Below are 18,565 nucleotides of genomic sequence, written 5' to 3' on the forward strand. Positions count from 1 at the left end.
CGACTTGGTCGACAACCGACAATTTAAAAGTCAGCGTGTAATCTCTCTGGCTACGTTTTTCGCCCGTGTTCATTGCACCTTCCTGATAAGAAGCCAGAAGGTGTAAACCTTATTCAGGACGAGACACGAGGCGAAAAAAAGCCCCGCGATTGCGGGGCTTTTTTTGTCAACTGCGGATCAGCTGCCTTTGACAGCCTTGCCGTTCACCGTACCGTCCAGGAGCATGATGTTGTACTCCTTGCCGTCGGTTTCAACCTGTTGCAGGCGGACCAGCAGGTAATCCCAATCCTTGGCAAACCACAGCACGGTAATGCGCTTGCTCTGAGTTGGATCGCGCACGCGCTCGACCTTGATCGCGTCGATCTGGCCAGCCTTGGTGTCGACTTTTTCCGAACCCAGCACGCGGAAGTCATAAGTATCGACTTCACCATCATCGACCACCTGATAGCTCATGCTTTTCTTGCCGGCCGCCACGTCATGCTGCAGCGCGAGCTGATACGTGGACTTGTCGACCATGCCGCGGTTCAACGGCAGCTTGACCGGGTCACCGCGATCGGTGCCGGTCACCATTTTGGTGGTCCAGTCGAAATCCAGGTCGGCTTTCTTGGCTTTACCCAGACCACCACGTTCGAAGTGGTACGACTGCGGCAGCAGGGTATCCTTGTCCAGTGTCAGGGTGCTTTCTTCGGACAGGCTGGCGATCATCATCGAAGCCTTGAAGCTGAGCTTCCAGACGCCATTGGCTTCCTTGGTCAGGCTGCGCGATGCCGTGCCGCTCATGGGCAACTGTTTCCAGTCGGCAGTGTAGCTGGCGGAGAAAGGTTGAAGTTCTGCAGCCTGTGCCAGGGGCAGGGCGAGCAGAGCGCAAGCGAAGAGCAGGGCGCGACGCATAATATCTCCTAGGTTCGAATCAAGTAGCCGCTGGCGGCGAGTAACTGTCCGTCCAGTAAAGCACCTTGCTCATCCAGTGATAAGCGACCTTCGGCAAACCAGCGTACGGCCATCGGGTAGATCAGGTGTTCCTGGGTGTGGACTCGCTGCGCCAGACTCTGCGGCGAATCATGCAACTCTACCGGTATTACTGCCTGTACGACCAGTGGTCCGCCATCGAGTTCCTCGGTGACGAAGTGTACGGAGCAGCCGTGTTCAGTGTCGCCGGCTTCCAGCGCGCGCTGATGAGTGTGTAACCCTTTGTATTTGGGTAGCAGCGAGGGATGGATATTGAGCAGGCGACCCGCATAGTGACGCACGAAATCAGCGCTGAGAATGCGCATGAATCCGGCCAGCACCACGAGTTTGGGGTTGAAGGCGTCGATCAGTTCGATCAGCGCGGCATCGAAGGCCTCGCGGCCATCGAAAGCCTTGTGATCCAGGGAGCGGGTGTCGATACCCGCGTCCCTGGCGCGTTGCAGGCCAAAGGCGTCGGCGCGGTTGGAAATCACCGCAGCGATGCGGACCGGGCTGTCGCCGGTCCGCGTGCTGTCGATCAAGGCCTGCAAGTTACTGCCGGTGCCGGAAAGCAGCACCACGACATCACAGGTGGCGGACATCCGCTCTTGCATCAGTGGGCCTTAAGGTTATTCAGTACGACCTGAGCCGCGCCTTCGGCAGCGGTGGAGATCTGACCAATGACCCAAGGCTGCTCGCCAGCTTCACGCAGGACGTTCAAGGCGCTTTCAACGTGCTCTTGAGCTACGCAGATCACCATGCCAACGCCGCAGTTCAGCACGCGGTGCATTTCGTTTTCGTCGACGTTGCCTTGCTCTTGCAGCCAGTCGAACACGGCAGGGCGAGTCCAGCTTGCAACGTCAACCACCGCCTGGGCGCCTTTTGGCAAAACGCGCGGGATGTTGTCCAGCAGGCCGCCACCCGTGATGTGGGCCATGGCTTTTACGGCGCCGGTGTCCTTGATCAGCTTGAGCAGTGGCTTGACGTAGATGCGGGTCGGGGCCATCAGCAGGTCGGTCAGCGGCTTGCCGTCGAGCTGGATGTTTTCGATGTCGGCACCGGACACTTCGATGATCTTGCGGATCAGCGAGTAGCCGTTGGAGTGCGGGCCCGAAGACGGCAGGGCGAGCAAGGCATCGCCGGCAGCGACTTTCGAACCGTCGATGATTTCGGATTTTTCCACGACACCGACGCAGAAGCCGGCCAGGTCGTAGTCTTCGCCTTCGTACATGCCAGGCATTTCAGCGGTTTCGCCGCCGACCAGGGAGCAGCCCGACAGTTCGCAGCCAGCGCCAATGCCGGTGACAACCTGGGTAGCCGTCTCGACGTTCAACTTGCCGGTGGCATAGTAGTCGAGGAAGAACAGTGGCTCGGCGCCGCAGACCACCAGGTCGTTCACGCACATGGCTACCAGGTCGATGCCGATGCTGTCGTGCTTGTTCAGGTTCAGTGCCAGGCGCAACTTGGTGCCCACGCCGTCGGTGCCGGAAACCAGAACAGGCTGCTTGTAGCCGGCCGGGATTTCGCAGAGGGCGCCGAAACCGCCCAGGCCGCCCATGACTTCCGGGCGCGCAGTGCGCTTGGCGACGCTCTTGATGCGTTCGACCAATGCTTCACCGGCGTCGATGTCTACACCGGCGTCCTTGTAGCTCAGGGAGGGTTGCTTGCTCATGATCCAGGCCTTTAGGGGGGATTCAGGGGTAACGACCGAGTCCAGCGGGACCGCAGGAACAGACGAGGGCGGGTGCCGTGCGCGAATTCCAGGGTGCCCGGCTGTTGCCGGTCTGCGAAGGCGCGCGATTTTATCAGGCTTGAAGGGCAGCGGCCATCCTCACGCCGACGGCAGGGGCATATCGGCCGAAAAAAAACCGTCACAGGCCGTATTGGTCGTCTCGCTCATGGCTGTATAAGGTAGCGCCATTAACCGTCTATCGTTATGACAGTGCAAAAACTTGCCCGGGCCGGGTGAATGTTTTGCCGAAGGGTGTGGTCACAGCCATGCTCGTCCGGTTCACGCGGCCTGTTCCAGCCGCTCCAATAGTCAGGAATCTTTCATGGGTTTTTTTCCGAAATGTTTGTTTGTGGGCTGTTTGTCTCTCTTCAGCCTGGCCGGCCATGCCGAGACGGTTAAAAGTCTGTATCAGGTGCGTCAACCTGTGAGTGGCCAGTCGCCGGAGATTCGCGACCAGGCGACCCAGGAAGCACTGGATACGCTGGTACTGCGCCTGACCGGCGATCCCAAGGCCGCACAGAATCCCGCCTTGGCCGCCATCCGCAAGGACCCGCAGCAGATCATCAGCCAGTACGGCTTCGAAGCGGGACCGCCGCAAGTGCTGAAAGTCGATTTTGACCCCGCGACCACCGAGCAGGCGCTGCGTCGCGCCGGTTTGTCCCTGTGGGGTGCCAATCGCCCGTCGATCCTGAGCTGGTGGTTGAACGACGCCACTGAGGGTTCGAGCCTGGTCGGTGATGGCCAGGCCAGCGCGACGCCGCTGCGTCGCGCGGCCCAGCATCGAGGGCTGCCATTGCGCTTGCCGCTGGCGGACCTGAGCGAACAACTGGTGGCGACCGGACCGACCCTGGAAGGCGGTGACGCGGCGCCACTGCGCAGCGCCTCGGAGCGTTACAACGCCGATGCCCTGCTCGCCGTGCATGCCAAGGAGGAGGGCGGCCAGTGGCAGGCAACCTGGAATTTGTGGATGGGCGACAAGAAAGAAGCAGGCAGCGTGCAGGGTGCCGATCAGGCCGCTGTCGCGGATGCCGTCATGCTCGCGGTCAGTGAGCGACTGGCGCCGCGTTTTGTGGTCAAGCCAGGCGCGTCTGGCGAGCAGTTACTTGAGGTCCAGGGCATGAACCTGGAGCGCTATGCCGCCCTCGGGAGGTTGCTGGAACCCTTCGGCATGCGCCTGCAGAGCGTCAATGGCGACCGGATTCTCTACCGGGTTCGCGGCAGTGCCGAACAGTTGAAGGCGCAGCTGTCCCTGGCGAAGTTGCAGGAGTTGCCAGCCGGGGAGGCACCTGCACCGGTGCCGCCGGTTCAGCCTGCAGCCGATGGTGCGGCGCCTGCCGTAGCGCCAGCCCCGGCCCCGGTTCCGCAGTTACGTTTTCGCTGGTAGTTTTTCTTTCCTTATATAGAAGCAGGAGTGGTTCATGGCCGATACGCGGCGTTGGTTCTGGTTGGGTGGAGTCGTCCTGCTCTGCGCGCTTGTCTGGTTGTTGCATCCGATCCTGACGCCGTTCCTGGTGGCGTTGCTGTTGGCCTATCTGTTCGATCCCCTGGTGGACAGGCTGGAGAAGGCCGGGCTGTCACGCACTTGGGGTGTGATCGCGGTGTTTGCGCTGTTCACCTTGATCGTCACCACGCTGGTGCTGGTGCTGGTGCCGATGCTGGCCAAGCAAATGCTGCGTCTCTATGAGCTGGCCCCGCAGATGCTCGATTGGCTGCAGCACACGGCACTGCCATGGGCTCAGTCGAAATTCGGCTTGTCGGACGGCTTCTGGAAGTTCGACAAGCTGAAGGCGGCAATCAGCGAGCACATGGGGCAGACGACTGACATCGTCGGTGTGGTGCTGAGCCAGGCAACGGCTTCCAGCCTGGCGGTGATCGGCTGGCTGGCGAACCTGGTGTTGATTCCGGTCGTGAGTTTCTACCTGCTGCGGGACTGGGACCTGATGATGGCCAAGATCCGCAGCCTGCTGCCGCGCGATAGCGAAGAACGCGTGGTCAGCCTGGCGGGCGAATGCCACGAAGTGCTGGGCGCGTTTGTGCGCGGGCAATTGCTGGTGATGGTGGCGCTGGGCGTCATCTATGCAGCGGGCCTGATGCTCATCGGGCTTGAGCTTGGGCTGTTGATCGGCTTGATCGCTGGCCTCGCGGCCATCGTGCCATACATGGGGTTCGTGATCGGTATCGGTGCTGCGCTGATCGCCGGGCTGTTCCAGTTCGGTGGCGATTTGTACCCCATGATCGGCATCGTTGCCGTGTTCATGGTGGGGCAGGCGCTGGAGGGCATGGTGCTCACGCCATTGCTGGTGGGTGACCGCATCGGCCTGCACCCGGTCGCCGTGATATTTGCCATTCTGGCCGGGGGCGAGCTGTTCGGATTCACCGGCATCCTTCTGGCCTTGCCAGTGGCGGCGGTGATCATGGTGCTGGTGCGCCACATGCATGATTTGTATAAGGATTCGGACATCTACAATGGCGAGGATGAGCCCGAGCTGTAGCGGGCGGCATTGAGGCCTGACTGCCGCCCGGTCCCGTACCGGGCGGTGTGTTTCACGCTTGCTGCAGGCGCCCACACCGTCAGAGAATCTGTCACCAAACCGGCAAGCTAACGCAAACCCTTGATTTTGCTTGTGGTCTGTCGCATTGTGCGGTCAGCCTCACGGGTATAAACTTCGCAAACTTTACACAGAGGCCACTAACGGTTCCGTCGGAACTGTTCAGTCAGCATGAAACCGATTCAGCTGCCCCTAGGTGTGCGTCTGCGTGATGACGCTACCTTTATCAATTATTACCCAGGCGCCAATGCCGCTGCACTCGGCTATGTCGAGCGACTCTGCGAAGCCGACGCCGGCTGGACGGAAAGCCTGATTTACCTGTGGGGCAAGGACGGCGTGGGGCGCACGCACCTGCTGCAGGCCGCCTGTCTGCGCTTCGAACAGATGGGCGAGCCAGCGGTGTATCTGCCACTGGCCGAGCTGCTGGATCGCGGCATCGAAATTCTCGACAACCTCGAACAATACGAATTGGTCTGCCTCGATGATCTGCAGGCGGTGGCCGGGCGCGCGGATTGGGAAGAGGCGCTGTTCCATCTGTTCAATCGCCTGCGCGACAGTGGTCGGCGTCTGTTGATAGCCGCATCGACTTCGCCCCGGGAACTGCCGGTGAAGCTGGCGGACCTCAAGTCACGCTTGACCCTGGCCCTGATATTCCAGATGCGTCCGCTGTCCGACGAAGACAAATTGCGCGCTCTGCAATTGCGCGCTTCCCGTCGCGGCCTGCACCTGACCGATGAAGTAGGGCACTTCATCCTGACCCGCGGCACGCGCAGCATGAGTGCCCTGTTCGAATTGCTGGAGCAGCTCGATCAGGCGTCCCTGCAAGCACAGCGCAAGCTCACCATTCCGTTTCTGAAAGAAACCCTGGGCTGGTAAAACCCAGGCCCTGCTGGCTTTTTGCTGGTTCTCAGGCGCGAGAATATCCGCTTTCCTGCTGGGTGCAGGCCGCGCGAGTGTCTAAATAGGGCATTAGCGCTTAGATGAAATCGCGAAACCGAAAAGTCACATAAAGTTCGATTGAATTTGCAAATGAGGATGATAGCGGGCATAGTCTCGGCTTCTTTACAACTATCAGCCACGGTCGTGCCCATGCTAAATCGCTTCGCACCCCTCGTGCCTCTCGCACTCGTCACCCTGTTGTTCGGTTGCGCCGCTCACTCTCCCGTCTCCGAGCCAGCGCCCCAGCAACCGGTTAAATCTTCCGTTACCGCCCAATCCTCTTCCGTTCGTTATCTGGAAACTCCATTCCAGGAAGAGTCGGCTACCGATAAACAACTCGTCAGCTTCGCTGATGGCAAGTCGTACCAGCTGCCGGTTCTGGCAGACAGCATCCTTGAACGCGGCATGTCCCTGATCGGTACCCGTTACCGTTTTGGTGGTACTTCTGAAGCCGGTTTCGACTGCAGCGGTTTCATCGGCTACCTGTTCCGTGAAGAGGCCGGCATGAACCTGCCGCGCTCGACTCGGGAAATGATCAACGTGGATGCCCCGCTGGTTTCTCGCAGCAACCTCAAGCCGGGTGACCTGCTGTTCTTCGCGACCAATGGGCGTCGCGGTCGTGTCAGCCATGCCGGCATCTACCTGGGTGATGACCAGTTCATCCACTCCAGCAGCCGCCGTAGCGGTGGTGTCCGGGTCGATAGCCTGGGTGACAGCTACTGGAGCAAGACCTTCATTGAGGCCAAGCGAGCACTCGCGATGGCGCCGACCATCGTCACTGCTCGCAAGTAAACCTACAGTTTGTAAGGTGAACTTAAAGTCTTACTTGAAGTTTGCTGTATAGCGTCTAGAATCCTGATCTATTATTGATGGCTGACCGCCTGCGCACTGCGCCGGCGGTTTTCTTTTCTGCCCTTCCGGTGGAAACAGCCGCAGCCAGATCAGGGTGTTCTGTATATGAAGACGTCGGCCCGCCTTGTACTCTTGATCGCCGCAGCGCTGCTCAGCGCCTGTGCCAGCCGCACTCCGCCGCCAGCTCCGGCACCGGTGATTCGCGCCCCCCTGGTTTTTGGTCCTGCCCAACCCTTTTCCCCTGAAGCCGAAGACGTGTTGTTTCGCGCCCTGGGTCTGGTGGGTACGCCTTACCGCTGGGGCGGCAATACGCCAGACGCCGGTTTTGATTGCAGTGGGCTGATCGGCTATGTGTACCGCGATGTCGCCGGTATCACGCTGCCGCGCACGACCCGCGAGATGATCGGGATGCAGGCGGCCAGTGTGGGCAAGGAAGGGTTGCAGACGGGCGACCTGATTTTCTTCGCCACCAATGGCGGTTCCCAGGTCAGTCATGCCGGAATTTATGTCGGCGAAGGGCGCTTTGTGCATGCGCCTGCCACGGGTGGGACGGTCAAGCTGGACAGCCTGTCCAAGGCCTATTGGCAAAAAGCGTATCTGAGTGCCAAGCGCGTGTTGCAGCCGGAACATCTGGCACGCAATCCGTAGGAGCCGGCAAGCCGGCCCCTACAGGTTTTGGCGTGCAGCGTTACTGAGTAGCCGATACCCGCCACACCTTGTTCCCTACATCATCTGCCACCAGCAAATCCCCCTGCTGATCGATCACCACACCCACCGGCCGGCCCATGGCTTTTTCCTCGTCGTTGAGGAAACCGCTCAGCACATCGATCGGTTGCCCGGTCGGTTTGCCGGCGTTGAACGGCACGAAGATCACTTTGTAGCCGCTGTGCGGTTTGCGGTTCCACGAACCGTGCTGGCCAATGAAAACGCCTTCCTTGAACTGCGCTGGCAAGGTATTGCCTTCGGCGAAGGTCAGGCCGAGAGAGGCGGTATGGGGGCCGACCGCGTAATCAGGGGCAATGGCCTTGGCGACCAGGTCCGGATTCTGGGGCTCGACGCGCACATCCACGTGCTGGCCGTAGTAGCTGTAAGGCCAGCCGTAAAACGCCCCGTCCTTGACCGATGTGATGTAGTCCGGCACCAGGTCGCTGCCGATTTCGTCACGTTCGTTGACAGCGGTCCACAGGGCGCCGGTCTGGGGTTCCCAGGCCATGCCGTTCGGGTTGCGCAGGCCGGAGGCGAAGATGCGGTGATTGCCGGTGGCACGATCCACTTCCCAGATAGCTGCGCGGCCTTCTTCCTGGTCCATGCCGTTTTCCGCGACGTTGCTGTTCGATCCTACCGTGACGTACAGCTTGCTGCCGTCCTTGCTGGCAATGACGTTTTTGGTCCAGTGGTGATTCAGCGTACCGCCCGGCAGGTCGACCACCTTGATTGGCTGAGACTTGATCGTCGTATCGCCGCTTTCATAGTTGAAGCGCAGCAACCGATCGGTGTCCGCGACATACAAGTCGTTGCCCACCAGGGTCATGCCAAACGGCGAGTTGAGATTCTCCAGAAACACCGTGCGGGTCTCGGCGACGCCGTCATGGTCCTTGTCCCGCAGCAGCGTGATGCGGTTCGGGCTGGGCACGCCCGCACCGGCGCGGCCCATGACTTTTTTCATGACCCAGCCCTTGATGCCTTTGCCATCCTCGGGTTTTGGCGGGGCGTTGGTTTCAGCCACCAGCACATCACCGTTGGGCAGCACATACAGCCAGCGCGGGTGGTCGAGGCCTTCGGCGAAAGCGGCCACCTGGGTGCCGGCGGCAGCGGTCGGCTTGGTACCGTCCGGCCAGCCGATGGCCGGGGCGATGTTCACCGTCGGTATCAGGGTCTTGTTCGGTTCTGGCAATTTGGGTGACGGACCGGTGCCGTCAGAGACTTGCAGGCTGGAAGTTTCACCGCAAGCGGCGAGTCCTCCGGCGAGGGCGATGACGAAAACGAGCTGGGGCTTGCGCATGCTGACCTTCCCTATGAATGCATTGACCTGTTTAGTAGAGAAGCGCAAATGCGCGATGGTTCAACGGGGGTAAATCAATTCAGCACCGCAGGCCGGACTTTAATTGACGCTCCACCCCCAACCCTCTAACCTTCGCGCCTTGTTTCAGGTGCCCTGTGACGTCGTCGACAGGGTGAAACAGGGAAGCCGGTGAGTGGTCGCTTTCGAGCAAAGACTGATCATGATCCCGGCGCTGCCCCCGCAACGGTAAATGAGTGAAGACTGCGCCTTGTGCCACTGTGTCGAGCAATCGAGATGGGAAGGCGCGCAGTCAGGCTATCAGCCGCTCATGAGCCCGGAGACCGGCCTGATCCATCCAGCGGCATCACGGTGGGCGATGCCAGGCTTCTTGCCGTCTATTCTTGTGCCTGCCCGCCGTTATCCAGCCCCAACGGAGAGCTTCCCCATGACTGATACCCCCGATCGTGACGAACGTCACCTGGCGCGCATGTTGCGCAAAAAAGCCGTGATCGACGAACGCATCGCCAACTCGCCGAATGAATGCGGCTTGCTGCTGGTGCTCACCGGCAATGGCAAGGGCAAAAGCAGCTCGGCATTCGGCATGCTCGCGCGATCCATGGGCCATGGCATGCAGTGCGGTGTGGTGCAGTTCATCAAGGGCCGCAACAGCACCGGCGAAGAGTTGTTTTTCCGACGCTTCCCGGAGCAGGTGCGGTTTCATGTGATGGGCGAAGGCTTCACCTGGGAAACCCAGGATCGCCAGCGCGATATCGCCGCCGCCGAAGCGGCGTGGGCAGTGTCCCGTGAACTGCTGCGTGACCCCTCGATCGGCCTGGTGGTACTGGATGAATTGAACATCGCGCTCAAGCACGGTTATCTCGATCTCGATCAGGTGCTCAGTGACTTGCAGGCTCGTCCGCCCATGCAGCACGTGGTGGTGACCGGTCGCGGTGCCAAGCCGGAGATGATTGAACTGGCCGACACCGTGACCGAGATGGGCGTGGTCAAGCACGCGTTCCAGGCCGGGATCAAGGCGCAAAAAGGCGTCGAATTGTGAGTCAGCCTCGCTGTTGCCCGGCGGTATTGATTGCAGCGCCGGCTTCCGGTCAGGGCAAGACCACCGTGACCGCTGCGCTGGCCAGGTTGCATCGCAACCAGGGACGCAAGGTGCGTGTGTTCAAGTGCGGCCCGGACTTTCTCGACCCGATGATCCTTGAGCGCGCCAGCGGTGCGCCGGTCTATCAACTGGACATGTGGATGGTCGGCGAGCAGGACAGTCGACGCCTCTTGTGGGAGGCCGCTGGCGAGGCGGACCTGATCCTGATCGAAGGGGTCATGGGGCTGTTCGACGGCACGCCTTCCAGTGCCGACCTTGCGCGGCATTTTGGCGTGCCGGTGCTGGCGGTGATCGACGGCACCGCCATGGCGCAGACCTTTGGCGCCCTGGCTCTGGGGCTGGCGCGCTATCAGGCGGATTTGCCGTTTGCCGGGGTGCTGGCCAATCGCGTGGGCACCTTGCGCCATGCGCAGTTGCTTGAAGGAAGCCTGACCGAGGGGTTGCGCTGGTATGGCGCGTTGTCCCGGGAGACCGGGATCGAGCTGCCCAGTCGTCACCTCGGCCTGGTGCAGGCCAGCGAATTGAACGACCTCGACCTGCGTCTGGACGCCGCGGCGAACGCCTTGGCCAGCAGTTGCGAGGTAGCGCTGCCCCCGGCGGTGGAATTTGCCGCGCCTGATCTGGTTGTTGCCGAACCCTTGCTCGCGGGCGTACGTATCGCCGTGGCCCGTGATGAGGCCTTTGCATTTACCTACGGTGCGAGCCTGGACCTGTTGCGGGCGATGGGCGCCGAGTTGCGGTTTTTCTCGCCTATTCGTGATGCCCGTTTGCCCGAGGCGGACAGCCTTTACCTGCCAGGCGGTTACCCGGAATTGCACCATGCGGCGTTGGCTGGCAACACCGCGATGCTGGCGGCGATCCGCGAGCACCATGGCGCGGGCAAACCGTTGCTGGCCGAGTGCGGCGGGATGCTTTATCTGCTCGATTCGTTGACCGACGTCGACGGCACGCGTGCCGAACTGGTGGGGTTGCTGGCCGGAGATGCGGTGATGCAAAAGCGCCTGGCTGCATTGGCCTTGCAGGTGGTGGAACTGCCTGAGGGCGCGTTACGTGGGCATACCTACCATCACTCGCTGACCAGCACCGAGCTGGCACCGATTGCCCGTGGGCTGAGCCCGAATGGCGGACGTGGGGCGGAGGCGGTTTATCGTCAGGGGCGGATGACGGCTTCTTATGTGCACTTTTATTTTCCGTCGAATCCGGTGGCGGTGGCTGCACTGTTTTTGCCTGACCGGGAGGGCGCCTTGCTCGCGAAAAGGCCATGACCGACGCCACATTCAGTCAGGCCGAACGCGACGCGGTCTACCGTGCCATCGCCGAACGCCGCGACATGCGCCACTTCAGCGGTGGCACTGTCGAGCCCGAGCTGCTGCGGCGCCTGCTCGAAGCCGCGCACCAGGCCCCCAGTGTCGGCCTGATGCAGCCTTGGCGGTTCCTGCGCATCAGCGATCGCACTGTGCGCGCTCAAATCCAGGGCCTGGTGGAAGAAGAGCGGATCCGTACCGCCGAAGCCCTGGGCGAGCGCACTGACGAATTCATGAAGCTCAAAGTCGAAGGCATCAACGACTGCGCCGAAGTGCTGGTCGCCGCGCTGATGGATGATCGCGAACGCCACATCTTCGGCCGGCGCACCTTGCCGGAAATGGACATCGCCTCGTTGTCCTGCGCCATCCAGAACCTGTGGCTGGCGTCCCGTGCCGAAGGGCTGGGCATGGGCTGGGTTTCGCTATTCGAGCCGCAAGCCCTGGCCGATCTGCTGGGCATGCCGCCGGGAGCAAAACCGATGGCGGTGTTGTGCCTGGGGCCGGTGCAGGAATTTTATCCGGCGCCGATGCTGGTCCTCGAAGGCTGGGCGCAGTCGCGGCCGCTGGGTGAATTGCTGTATGAAAATGTCTGGGGAGAGAGTCAATGAGTGTGGCGTTGTTGACCGTCGCTGCCGTGGGGCTGGATGCGCTGCTGGGCGAGCCCAGGCGCTGGCATCCGCTGGTGGGGTTCGGGCGCTTTGCCGATCGCATCGAGCAGCGCTTCAACAGTGGTGGTAGAGGCTGGCGCAGCCATGGCGTGACGGCCTGGGTACTCGCCGTAGTGCCGCTGACCTTACTGGCGACCGCGTTGTCCTGGGCGCCATTGGTGGGTTGGATCGTCGAGATCCTGGCACTTTATTGCGCACTGGGCATGCGCAGCCTTGGCGAGCACGTCGAGCCGGTGGCCAGGGCCCTGCGCAGCGATGACCTGGATGAAGCGCGCACTCGCGTCGGTTACCTGGTCAGCCGCCAGACCAGCGAGCTGGATAAAACCGAAGTCGCCCGCGCGGCCACCGAATCCGTTCTGGAGAACGGTAGCGACGCGGTATTTGCCGCCCTGTTCTGGTTTGTCGTCGCTGGCGCGCCGGGGGTGGTGCTCTACCGCTTGAGCAACACTTTGGATGCCATGTGGGGTTATCGCAACGAACGCTTCGAGCGGTTTGGCTGGGCGGCGGCGAAAATCGACGACGTCCTCAACTACATTCCTGCGCGGCTGGTGGCGTTGACTTACGCCTTGCTGGGCAAAACCCGACTGGCACTCAAATGCTGGCGGACCCAGGGGCCGACCTGGGACAGCCCCAATGCCGGTCCGGTCATGGCCGCAGGTGCCGGCGCGCTGGGCGTGGAGCTGGGCGGGGCGGCGATTTACCACGGTGAGCTGCACCAGCGCCCGCCGTTGGGTGAGGGCGTACCGGCGGACGCGGATTCCATCGACCGTGGCTGGCAATTGGTCCAGCGCGGGGTATGGTTGTGGTTGTTGATTATCTGCGTGGGGGCGGAGTTTTATGCTTGAACACGGCGGGCGCTTACGTAAGGCGGCAATCGACTACGGTATCGCCGAAGCCGACTGGCTCGACCTGTCCACTGGCCTGGCGCCTTGGCCGTTTCCCATCCCGCAGATCCCGCTGAGAGCGTGGGCGCGGCTGCCGGAAAGCGATGACGGCCTGGAGCAGGCTGCCTGCGATTATTACGGTGCTGCCCAGGTGCTGCCAGTGGCCGGTTCGCAAATGGCAATCCAGCTGCTGCCGCGTTTGCGCCGGGCCGGCAAGGTCGGCGTGCTGTCACCCTGTTACGCCGAGCACGCCGAAGCCTGGCGCCGCAGCGGCTACATCGTGCGCGAAGTGCTGGAGCAGGAAGTGGATTTTTTTATCGACAACCTGGACGTGCTGGTGGTGGTTAATCCGAACAACCCCACGGGCCTTGGCCTGTCCCCCAAGCGCCTGCTCGACTGGCATTCGCGACTGGCCCAGCGCGGCGGCTGGCTGGTGGTGGACGAGGCCTTCATGGACAACACGCCGCAATTGAGCGTGGCTGCTTATACCCATCAGGTCGGCTTGATCGTCTTGCGATCGTTCGGCAAATTCTTTGGCCTGGCGGGCGTGCGGCTGGGGTTTGTACTGGCCGAGCGCAAACTCCTTAAATTGCTCGCCGAGCAAGTCGGGCCCTGGGCGGTCAGTGGGCCGACCCGCATCCTCGGCCTGGCCTGTCTGCTGGATACCCAAGGGCACATCGGGCAACGTTTGCGCACCCAGGCCGCCAGCAAACGCCTGGCGCTGCTGCTCGAGCAATGCGGCTTCGTACCACAGGGCGGCTGCGCGCTGTTCCAGTGGCTGATCACCGAGCGCGCCGAAGCACTGTATGAGTTCATGGCGCGGCGCGGCATCCTGTTGCGCCTGTTCACCCACAACAGCAGCCTGCGTTTTGGCCTGCCCGCCGAGGAAGCAGACTGGGCACGCCTGGTGTCAGCCCTTGAAGCCTTCGTCGAGGAAGCACAATGACTACGTTGATGGTGCAGGGCACGACGTCCGACGCCGGCAAGAGCACGCTGGTGACCGCGCTGTGTCGTTGGGTGGTGCGCCAGGGCGTGAGCGTGGTGCCGTTCAAGCCGCAGAACATGGCGCTGAACAGTGCGGTCACGGCCGACGGGGGCGAGATCGGTCGTGCGCAGGCGGTGCAGGCCCAGGCTGCGAATCTCGAGCCGCACACCGACATGAATCCGGTGCTGCTCAAGCCCAACAGCGACACGGGCGCCCAGGTGATCATCCATGGGCGGGCGGTGACGAGCATGAACGCGGTCGCCTATCACGACTACAAGGCCATCGCGATGCAGGCGGTGCTCGCTTCGCATCAACGCTTGAGCGCAGCCTATCCGGTGGTGATGGTGGAAGGCGCCGGTTCGCCTGCGGAAATCAATCTGCGCGCCGGCGACATCGCCAACATGGGCTTCGCCGAGGCTGTCGATTGTCCGGTGGTGTTGATTGCAGACATCAACCGCGGCGGGGTTTTTGCGCACCTGGTGGGCACCCTGGAGTTGCTGTCCGCCAGTGAGCAGGCGCGCGTCAAAGGCTTCATCATTAACCGTTTTCGCGGTGACATCGCCTTGTTGCAACCTGGCCTGGACTGGCTGGAAGCGCGCACTGGCAAACCGGTGATCGGTGTACTGCCGTACGTGATGGACCTGCACCTGGAAGCCGAGGATGGCATCGATCAACGCCAGGCCGACAAGGCGGACCAGGTGCTCAAGGTGGTGGTGCCGGTCTTGCCGCGCATCAGCAACCACACAGATTTCGATCCGCTGCGCCTGCACCCGCAGGTGGACTTGCAGTTCATCGGCCCCGGCCAGGCCATTCCCCCCGCCGACCTGATCATCCTGCCCGGCTCGAAAAGCGTGCGCAGTGATCTTGCCTACCTGCGCGCCAATGGCTGGGACACGGCGATTGCCCGTCACCTGCGTTATGGCGGCAAGCTGCTGGGAATCTGCGGCGGCCTGCAGATGCTCGGTGCGCAGGTGCATGATCCGCTGGGTCTGGAAGGAGCGCCCGGTTCCAGCGCAGGGCTGGGCCTGCTGGCCTTTGAAACCCGGCTGGAACAGGAGAAGCAACTGCGCAATGTGCGTGGTCGCCTGGCACTGGAAGATGCGCCGGTCAGCGGCTACGAAATCCATGCGGGCGTGACTACCGGCCCTGCGCTGGAGAATTCGGCAGTGCTGCTGGACGATGGCCGCTGTGATGGAGCACAGAGCGCCGACGGGCAGATTTTCGGCACATACCTGCATGGTTTGTTCGAGTCGCCGGCGGCCTGCAGTGCGCTGCTGCGCTGGGCCGGTTTGCAGGATGTGCAGGAGGTGGACTATCACGGCCTGCGAGAGCGGGATATCGAGCGGTTGGCGGATCTGGTGGAGAAGCACCTGGATACCGGGCTGTTGCGTGAACTGTGTGGTATTTGAGGGCCCTATCGCGGGCAAGTCGAACCGTCGCACTGCCACCATTTAAAGGTAAATCACCATGCTCCAACTAATCCTCGGCGCCGCCCGCTATGGCAAGAATCGTCTAGTGGAGAAGCTTGCCTGTGACAGTATGCTGGCCGTAACCTATATCGCTACCAGCTAAACACTGGATGGCGAAATGAGTGTGCGGGTGAAAATTCCTTTTAGCATATGTATCATTAATTTGCATGTAAAATAATAAATACATAATGGAGTTTCCTGATGCGTTGCAAATTTTTTGCATTTTTTATGACGTTGCCGTTCTGTGCTGCTTCAGCTGCGTCTGATTTTGTTACTCTTCAGTGCTCTGGTGAGAGACAAACAATCCAGCAGGATCGTAAAGCTCAGGCAATATTTGATGCTCTTGGAAAGTCCCACTCAACTCCGTTTTCGCAAATTTATAAAATAAAATTTGATGAAAATGATCCTGTGGTTATGATTATGACGGAGGATAAAAAATTTGTGGTGTTGGAGGGAGGGAAAAGTGAACGTCATAGTGTCTATGAGTGTAAGTCTAGTGAGTTTGATATTAAGTGTAATTTCGTTCAGAGTCACAAAAACTATGTGTCTTCAAGAGACTTAACAATTAGTAGGGTTGATGGGGCGCTTAGTAGTGGCTTTTCTTTTCTTGGGCCTGCAGGGTTTAGCACTATTGAAAAAGGAGTGTGCAAAAAATTTGATGAAGGGAGCGTTCTTTTTTAAGTTTTGGACTGGTGGGCGGTAGTTTTTGGTGTGAGCGTAAAGTTGTAATCTCTGGTAGTTAGTGGCTAGAGATTTGAAAGACTTATTTTCAGTTCGGTGAGTGTCTTCGGAAGAGTTCGGAGGCACTTTTTTTTTGTCCGCAGAAAAGGAGTTGTACAATGCAGATATTACGAGATTCAAAATCGATAGAGGAGGGGGCTGGTTCATGTTTTGAGCCGGAACTGCGCAAACTACTGGCTGCTAAAGTCAAAAGTCTTAACGAATATGAGGGCTACGAACTAAGTGAGATGGTTAACTTTATAGTGTTTGAAGAGTGCGATACCGTCGCAAATCTGGATGCTGCACTGGGTTTCTCTGTCATGGCTAATCGTTTCGATGGTTGCCGGTATGGAGAACCTGGCTTCAGTCCTTCATGGGAGGCCATCGAGGAACACATCAACTGGTTCGAGATGGTTTATGTGCTCAGTGACGATGGATTCGGTGTCGTGGTATTCGTGTCAAAACGCGCTGATCCTGAACTGCTCAAAATGCTCCAGCAATACTCCCACCAGTAACCCGTTCCACCTGTTACGGCTATTCAGCCATCTTATTTGAAAGGCCCAGAAGCCCGTCAACTTCATCATACACTAATACCAATTCTGTATCTTATTACTAAACTTGAGAGGTATCACTATGTCCATGAAATCTGAACCCGAAGTCCAAGGTCCATCCGTAACAGATGCTGCACCTGAAGTCGTATCTGAACTTTCACCTGGATCCACTCCTGTAGCCACTGGTGTTGATGATCAAATCCGTATCCTGAAAAGCGGTAGCAGTCCTTCCCTGACTGGCCGATCCACCTTGGGTTATCAACTGGGCTGCAAAGGAGAGTCCGAGCTGTACCTGAAGCTTGTCAGCAACACCGGCAGCGGCTTTTTCAGTAAGGAATGGATTCAGTGTTCTCTGATCGAGCAATTGATCACCGGTGCAACTGAGCTCACTTCAACATCCTTCAAGACGCTCTTTCCTAATAAGTCGGTGAATACTGGTGGCTTTGTTATGGCGGTCGTCAAGGCGTTGGGATTGATTCAGACCAATGCGGATAACAGTCGTTGGCATGAACACACCAAGGAGATGACGTTCGAGCAGGTAGCAATCGAGGCAGTGGTGCAGGAGGAAGAGGCACAAAGGGAGAGCGGCACCAAGGGCAAACGTAAGTCCAAGGAGGCTTGAGTTATGTGGGCTATTACCTCTGCTTTGATCTCTGCTGCCGTTTTGGGCATGTGGTTTCCAGCGACTCGTTGGCTGGGCATCTCCAGTACGGCAGTGTTGAGCTTCCTATATCCATGGCTGGGCATCCCGCTGCTGTTGGTTGTGGGATGGGCCTTCTACTTCTTCCGTATACGCTGAGAGGCTGCCGATCCACCCGCGGCAGTTCTGCCCCGCTTCTAAAGCGTCTTCATGCAATCCCCGCAATACAGATCCTCCCTACGCTCCAGACCTGAACTCCCTCTCTTTGCTGCTGATCCGCCTTCGTGTGGAGGGATAACTGTGTCTGGCGTTTGGGGATTTTCCCCTATGGAGCAGTGCCGCTGGCCTGCTCCCTTATCCTTTTGGAGATACCATGACGATCATCATCACTCGACATAAACCGATCACAGAAACAGAGAGAATTCATGATCCGTCTACTCGGGGCTGAAGGCTAGAAATGCTTATGCGCGAGATTTGTGACAGGCAGAAAGCGGCCAAAAGCGGAAATTCTAAATTGCCACCTCCGAACAAAGTAACATGGGCTATCAGTAATAATGCGCAATCAATATGATTGCTCTCGAAGTACTAATCCTCAAGCATGTGTTTTTGGTCGATCATATCTGTATATGCGTCATGTAAGGATTTGAGGAATTTATTTCCGACTCCAGTGATTTCATAACTGACTTTGATGTATTGCTCTGTTTCTTGCTTAAGTAGGTTTTTTTGTTGACTGGCAAGACTTACAGTTCGCTTACAGATTCTATAGTTTACAAGTATGTCTCCGAGACCGTCCTCTAGGATGTAATGGTTGTGATACCCATGCATGAAATTAAAAAGGTCCATAATGTAAATCTTGTTTACAAAGCGTACTTGATCTGTAAATTGATCTCGGCTTATTTTGCTTCGAACGAGCCTTCGAAATAAGACTCCAATAATTTTGGCTTTTTGCTCGGACTCTGCCTGTTCTATTAATTCTAACAAATGTTCGCTGAGCAAGGGGTCATCTTCAGGGGCTCTCGTTGCTATAAAATTAGCGACTTCTTCTTTTTTTAGGTCGTCAGCGCCCTCAATAAATCCTGGCGGCGGCAAAAACTGAGTGCAACACCTGACCTTTCCGGTACGGTGCTGCCCCATGTCCTATCACGAACTCAGCGTCGAAGAACGCGCCGCCATTCAAATCGGTCATATCCAGGGCCTCAGCCAGC

General features: G+C 59.2%; 18 protein-coding genes, 1 pseudogene and 1 riboswitch. Of the genes and pseudogenes, 15 read left to right on the forward strand and 4 right to left on the reverse strand.

Annotated elements, in window-relative coordinates; genetic code table 11:
- Nucleotides 1-177: 177 nt before the first annotated feature.
- Genes IMW75_RS25630 through purM form a run of 3 tightly spaced genes read right to left on the reverse strand, consistent with a single transcriptional unit; the run spans nucleotide 178 to nucleotide 2,620 of the window.
- Nucleotides 178-891, reverse strand: coding sequence for a DUF3108 domain-containing protein (locus IMW75_RS25630; protein ID WP_122837993.1), 714 nt, complete (start codon nucleotides 889-891; stop codon nucleotides 178-180).
- Between the two features lie 8 nt (nucleotides 892-899).
- Complete coding sequence (purN, locus tag IMW75_RS25635) at nucleotides 900-1,550, reverse strand: phosphoribosylglycinamide formyltransferase (RefSeq protein WP_205894182.1); 651 nt, start codon at nucleotides 1,548-1,550, stop codon at nucleotides 900-902.
- An 11-nt stretch (nucleotides 1,551-1,561) separates the two neighbouring features.
- Nucleotides 1,562-2,620, reverse strand: a complete 1,059-nt coding sequence (gene purM / locus IMW75_RS25640; protein ID WP_045060553.1) for a phosphoribosylformylglycinamidine cyclo-ligase — start codon at nucleotides 2,618-2,620, stop codon at nucleotides 1,562-1,564.
- A gap of 382 nt (nucleotides 2,621-3,002) precedes the next feature.
- Between purM and IMW75_RS25645 the strand changes: the two genes are divergently transcribed.
- From IMW75_RS25645 to IMW75_RS25665, 5 genes are all read left to right on the forward strand, one after another.
- Nucleotides 3,003-4,064 carry a DUF2066 domain-containing protein gene (locus IMW75_RS25645; RefSeq protein WP_045060554.1) on the forward strand — a complete coding sequence of 354 codons (1,062 nt, stop codon included), beginning with the start codon at nucleotides 3,003-3,005 and terminating at the stop codon, nucleotides 4,062-4,064.
- Nucleotides 4,065-4,098: 34 nt separating this feature from the next.
- Entirely contained in the window at nucleotides 4,099-5,172 is a 1,074-nt protein-coding gene (locus tag IMW75_RS25650; protein WP_045060555.1) for an AI-2E family transporter, read from the forward strand.
- A 228-nt stretch (nucleotides 5,173-5,400) separates the two neighbouring features.
- Nucleotides 5,401-6,105, forward strand: coding sequence for a DnaA regulatory inactivator Hda (gene hda / locus IMW75_RS25655; RefSeq protein ID WP_045060556.1), 705 nt, complete (start codon nucleotides 5,401-5,403; stop codon nucleotides 6,103-6,105).
- A 213-nt stretch (nucleotides 6,106-6,318) separates the two neighbouring features.
- The gene (locus IMW75_RS25660; protein WP_205894183.1) at nucleotides 6,319-6,960 is read left to right on the forward strand and encodes a C40 family peptidase; all 642 of its coding nucleotides are present in this window, start codon (nucleotides 6,319-6,321) and stop codon (nucleotides 6,958-6,960) included.
- Between the two features lie 165 nt (nucleotides 6,961-7,125).
- Entirely contained in the window at nucleotides 7,126-7,668 is a 543-nt protein-coding gene (locus IMW75_RS25665) for a C40 family peptidase (protein ID WP_205894184.1), read from the forward strand.
- Nucleotides 7,669-7,708: 40 nt separating this feature from the next.
- Here the strand turns inward: IMW75_RS25665 and IMW75_RS25670 are convergent, their stop codons facing one another.
- Nucleotides 7,709-9,022 (reverse strand): PQQ-dependent sugar dehydrogenase, encoded by a 1,314-nt coding sequence (locus IMW75_RS25670; RefSeq protein ID WP_205894185.1) that lies wholly within the window; start codon nucleotides 9,020-9,022, stop codon nucleotides 7,709-7,711.
- A gap of 129 nt (nucleotides 9,023-9,151) precedes the next feature.
- Nucleotides 9,152-9,386: riboswitch (cobalamin riboswitch) on the forward strand.
- An 81-nt stretch (nucleotides 9,387-9,467) separates the two neighbouring features.
- Between IMW75_RS25670 and cobO the strand changes: the two genes are divergently transcribed.
- The 10 genes and pseudogenes from cobO (at nucleotide 9,468) to IMW75_RS25720 (ending at nucleotide 17,342) form a co-directional block, all read left to right on the forward strand.
- On the forward strand, nucleotides 9,468-10,079 hold the full coding sequence (cobO, locus tag IMW75_RS25675; protein WP_045060560.1) for a cob(I)yrinic acid a,c-diamide adenosyltransferase: 612 nt from the start codon (nucleotides 9,468-9,470) through the stop codon (nucleotides 10,077-10,079).
- Complete coding sequence (locus IMW75_RS25680; protein ID WP_205894186.1) at nucleotides 10,076-11,404, forward strand: cobyrinic acid a,c-diamide synthase CobB; 1,329 nt, start codon at nucleotides 10,076-10,078, stop codon at nucleotides 11,402-11,404. The genes cobO and IMW75_RS25680 overlap by 4 nt, the downstream gene beginning before the upstream one ends.
- Nucleotides 11,401-12,051, forward strand: coding sequence for a 5,6-dimethylbenzimidazole synthase (gene bluB / locus IMW75_RS25685; protein WP_045060562.1), 651 nt, complete (start codon nucleotides 11,401-11,403; stop codon nucleotides 12,049-12,051). The genes IMW75_RS25680 and bluB overlap by 4 nt, the downstream gene beginning before the upstream one ends.
- Entirely contained in the window at nucleotides 12,048-12,956 is a 909-nt protein-coding gene (gene cbiB, locus IMW75_RS25690; protein WP_205894187.1) for an adenosylcobinamide-phosphate synthase CbiB, read from the forward strand. The genes bluB and cbiB overlap by 4 nt, the downstream gene beginning before the upstream one ends.
- The gene (gene cobD / locus IMW75_RS25695; RefSeq protein WP_205894188.1) at nucleotides 12,949-13,941 is read left to right on the forward strand and encodes a threonine-phosphate decarboxylase CobD; all 993 of its coding nucleotides are present in this window, start codon (nucleotides 12,949-12,951) and stop codon (nucleotides 13,939-13,941) included. Before cbiB ends, cobD begins: the two co-directional genes overlap by 8 nt.
- Nucleotides 13,938-15,389, forward strand: a complete 1,452-nt coding sequence (locus IMW75_RS25700; RefSeq protein WP_205894189.1) for a cobyric acid synthase — start codon at nucleotides 13,938-13,940, stop codon at nucleotides 15,387-15,389. The genes cobD and IMW75_RS25700 overlap by 4 nt, the downstream gene beginning before the upstream one ends.
- A gap of 58 nt (nucleotides 15,390-15,447) precedes the next feature.
- Nucleotides 15,448-15,549, forward strand: a pseudogene (locus IMW75_RS25705) (bifunctional adenosylcobinamide kinase/adenosylcobinamide-phosphate guanylyltransferase); the annotation flags it as partial.
- 101 nt (nucleotides 15,550-15,650) lie between these two features.
- Nucleotides 15,651-16,130: a hypothetical protein gene (locus tag IMW75_RS25710; protein WP_205894190.1), complete on the forward strand. Its 480-nt coding sequence runs from the start codon at nucleotides 15,651-15,653 to the stop codon at nucleotides 16,128-16,130.
- 158 nt (nucleotides 16,131-16,288) lie between these two features.
- On the forward strand, nucleotides 16,289-16,684 hold the full coding sequence (locus IMW75_RS25715; protein ID WP_205894191.1) for a hypothetical protein: 396 nt from the start codon (nucleotides 16,289-16,291) through the stop codon (nucleotides 16,682-16,684).
- A gap of 124 nt (nucleotides 16,685-16,808) precedes the next feature.
- On the forward strand, nucleotides 16,809-17,342 hold the full coding sequence (locus IMW75_RS25720) for a hypothetical protein (RefSeq protein ID WP_205894192.1): 534 nt from the start codon (nucleotides 16,809-16,811) through the stop codon (nucleotides 17,340-17,342).
- The last annotated feature ends 1,223 nt before the right edge of the window (nucleotides 17,343-18,565 follow it).

The organism is Pseudomonas gregormendelii, from assembly GCF_017114825.1.
GTDB lineage: Bacteria > Pseudomonadota > Gammaproteobacteria > Pseudomonadales > Pseudomonadaceae > Aquipseudomonas > Aquipseudomonas gregormendelii.

Excerpts from the sequence above, each read along its gene's own strand:
- IMW75_RS25630 (WP_122837993.1), bottom strand. The coding sequence starts at position 891 with ATGCGTCGCGCCCTGCTCTTCGCTTGCGCTCTGCTCGCCCTGCCCCTG.
- purN (WP_205894182.1), bottom strand. The coding sequence starts at position 1,550 with ATGTCCGCCACCTGTGATGTCGTGGTGCTGCTTTCCGGCACCGGCAGT.
- purM (WP_045060553.1), bottom strand. The coding sequence starts at position 2,620 with ATGAGCAAGCAACCCTCCCTGAGCTACAAGGACGCCGGTGTAGACATC.
- IMW75_RS25645 (WP_045060554.1), top strand. The coding sequence starts at position 3,003 with ATGGGTTTTTTTCCGAAATGTTTGTTTGTGGGCTGTTTGTCTCTCTTC.
- IMW75_RS25650 (WP_045060555.1), top strand. The coding sequence starts at position 4,099 with ATGGCCGATACGCGGCGTTGGTTCTGGTTGGGTGGAGTCGTCCTGCTC.
- hda (WP_045060556.1), top strand. The coding sequence starts at position 5,401 with ATGAAACCGATTCAGCTGCCCCTAGGTGTGCGTCTGCGTGATGACGCT.
- IMW75_RS25660 (WP_205894183.1), top strand. The coding sequence starts at position 6,319 with ATGCTAAATCGCTTCGCACCCCTCGTGCCTCTCGCACTCGTCACCCTG.
- IMW75_RS25665 (WP_205894184.1), top strand. The coding sequence starts at position 7,126 with ATGAAGACGTCGGCCCGCCTTGTACTCTTGATCGCCGCAGCGCTGCTC.
- IMW75_RS25670 (WP_205894185.1), bottom strand. The coding sequence starts at position 9,022 with ATGCGCAAGCCCCAGCTCGTTTTCGTCATCGCCCTCGCCGGAGGACTC.
- cobO (WP_045060560.1), top strand. The coding sequence starts at position 9,468 with ATGACTGATACCCCCGATCGTGACGAACGTCACCTGGCGCGCATGTTG.
- bluB (WP_045060562.1), top strand. The coding sequence starts at position 11,401 with ATGACCGACGCCACATTCAGTCAGGCCGAACGCGACGCGGTCTACCGT.
- cbiB (WP_205894187.1), top strand. The coding sequence starts at position 12,048 with ATGAGTGTGGCGTTGTTGACCGTCGCTGCCGTGGGGCTGGATGCGCTG.
- cobD (WP_205894188.1), top strand. The coding sequence starts at position 12,949 with ATGCTTGAACACGGCGGGCGCTTACGTAAGGCGGCAATCGACTACGGT.
- IMW75_RS25700 (WP_205894189.1), top strand. The coding sequence starts at position 13,938 with ATGACTACGTTGATGGTGCAGGGCACGACGTCCGACGCCGGCAAGAGC.
- IMW75_RS25710 (WP_205894190.1), top strand. The coding sequence starts at position 15,651 with ATGCGTTGCAAATTTTTTGCATTTTTTATGACGTTGCCGTTCTGTGCT.
- IMW75_RS25715 (WP_205894191.1), top strand. The coding sequence starts at position 16,289 with ATGCAGATATTACGAGATTCAAAATCGATAGAGGAGGGGGCTGGTTCA.
- IMW75_RS25720 (WP_205894192.1), top strand. The coding sequence starts at position 16,809 with ATGAAATCTGAACCCGAAGTCCAAGGTCCATCCGTAACAGATGCTGCA.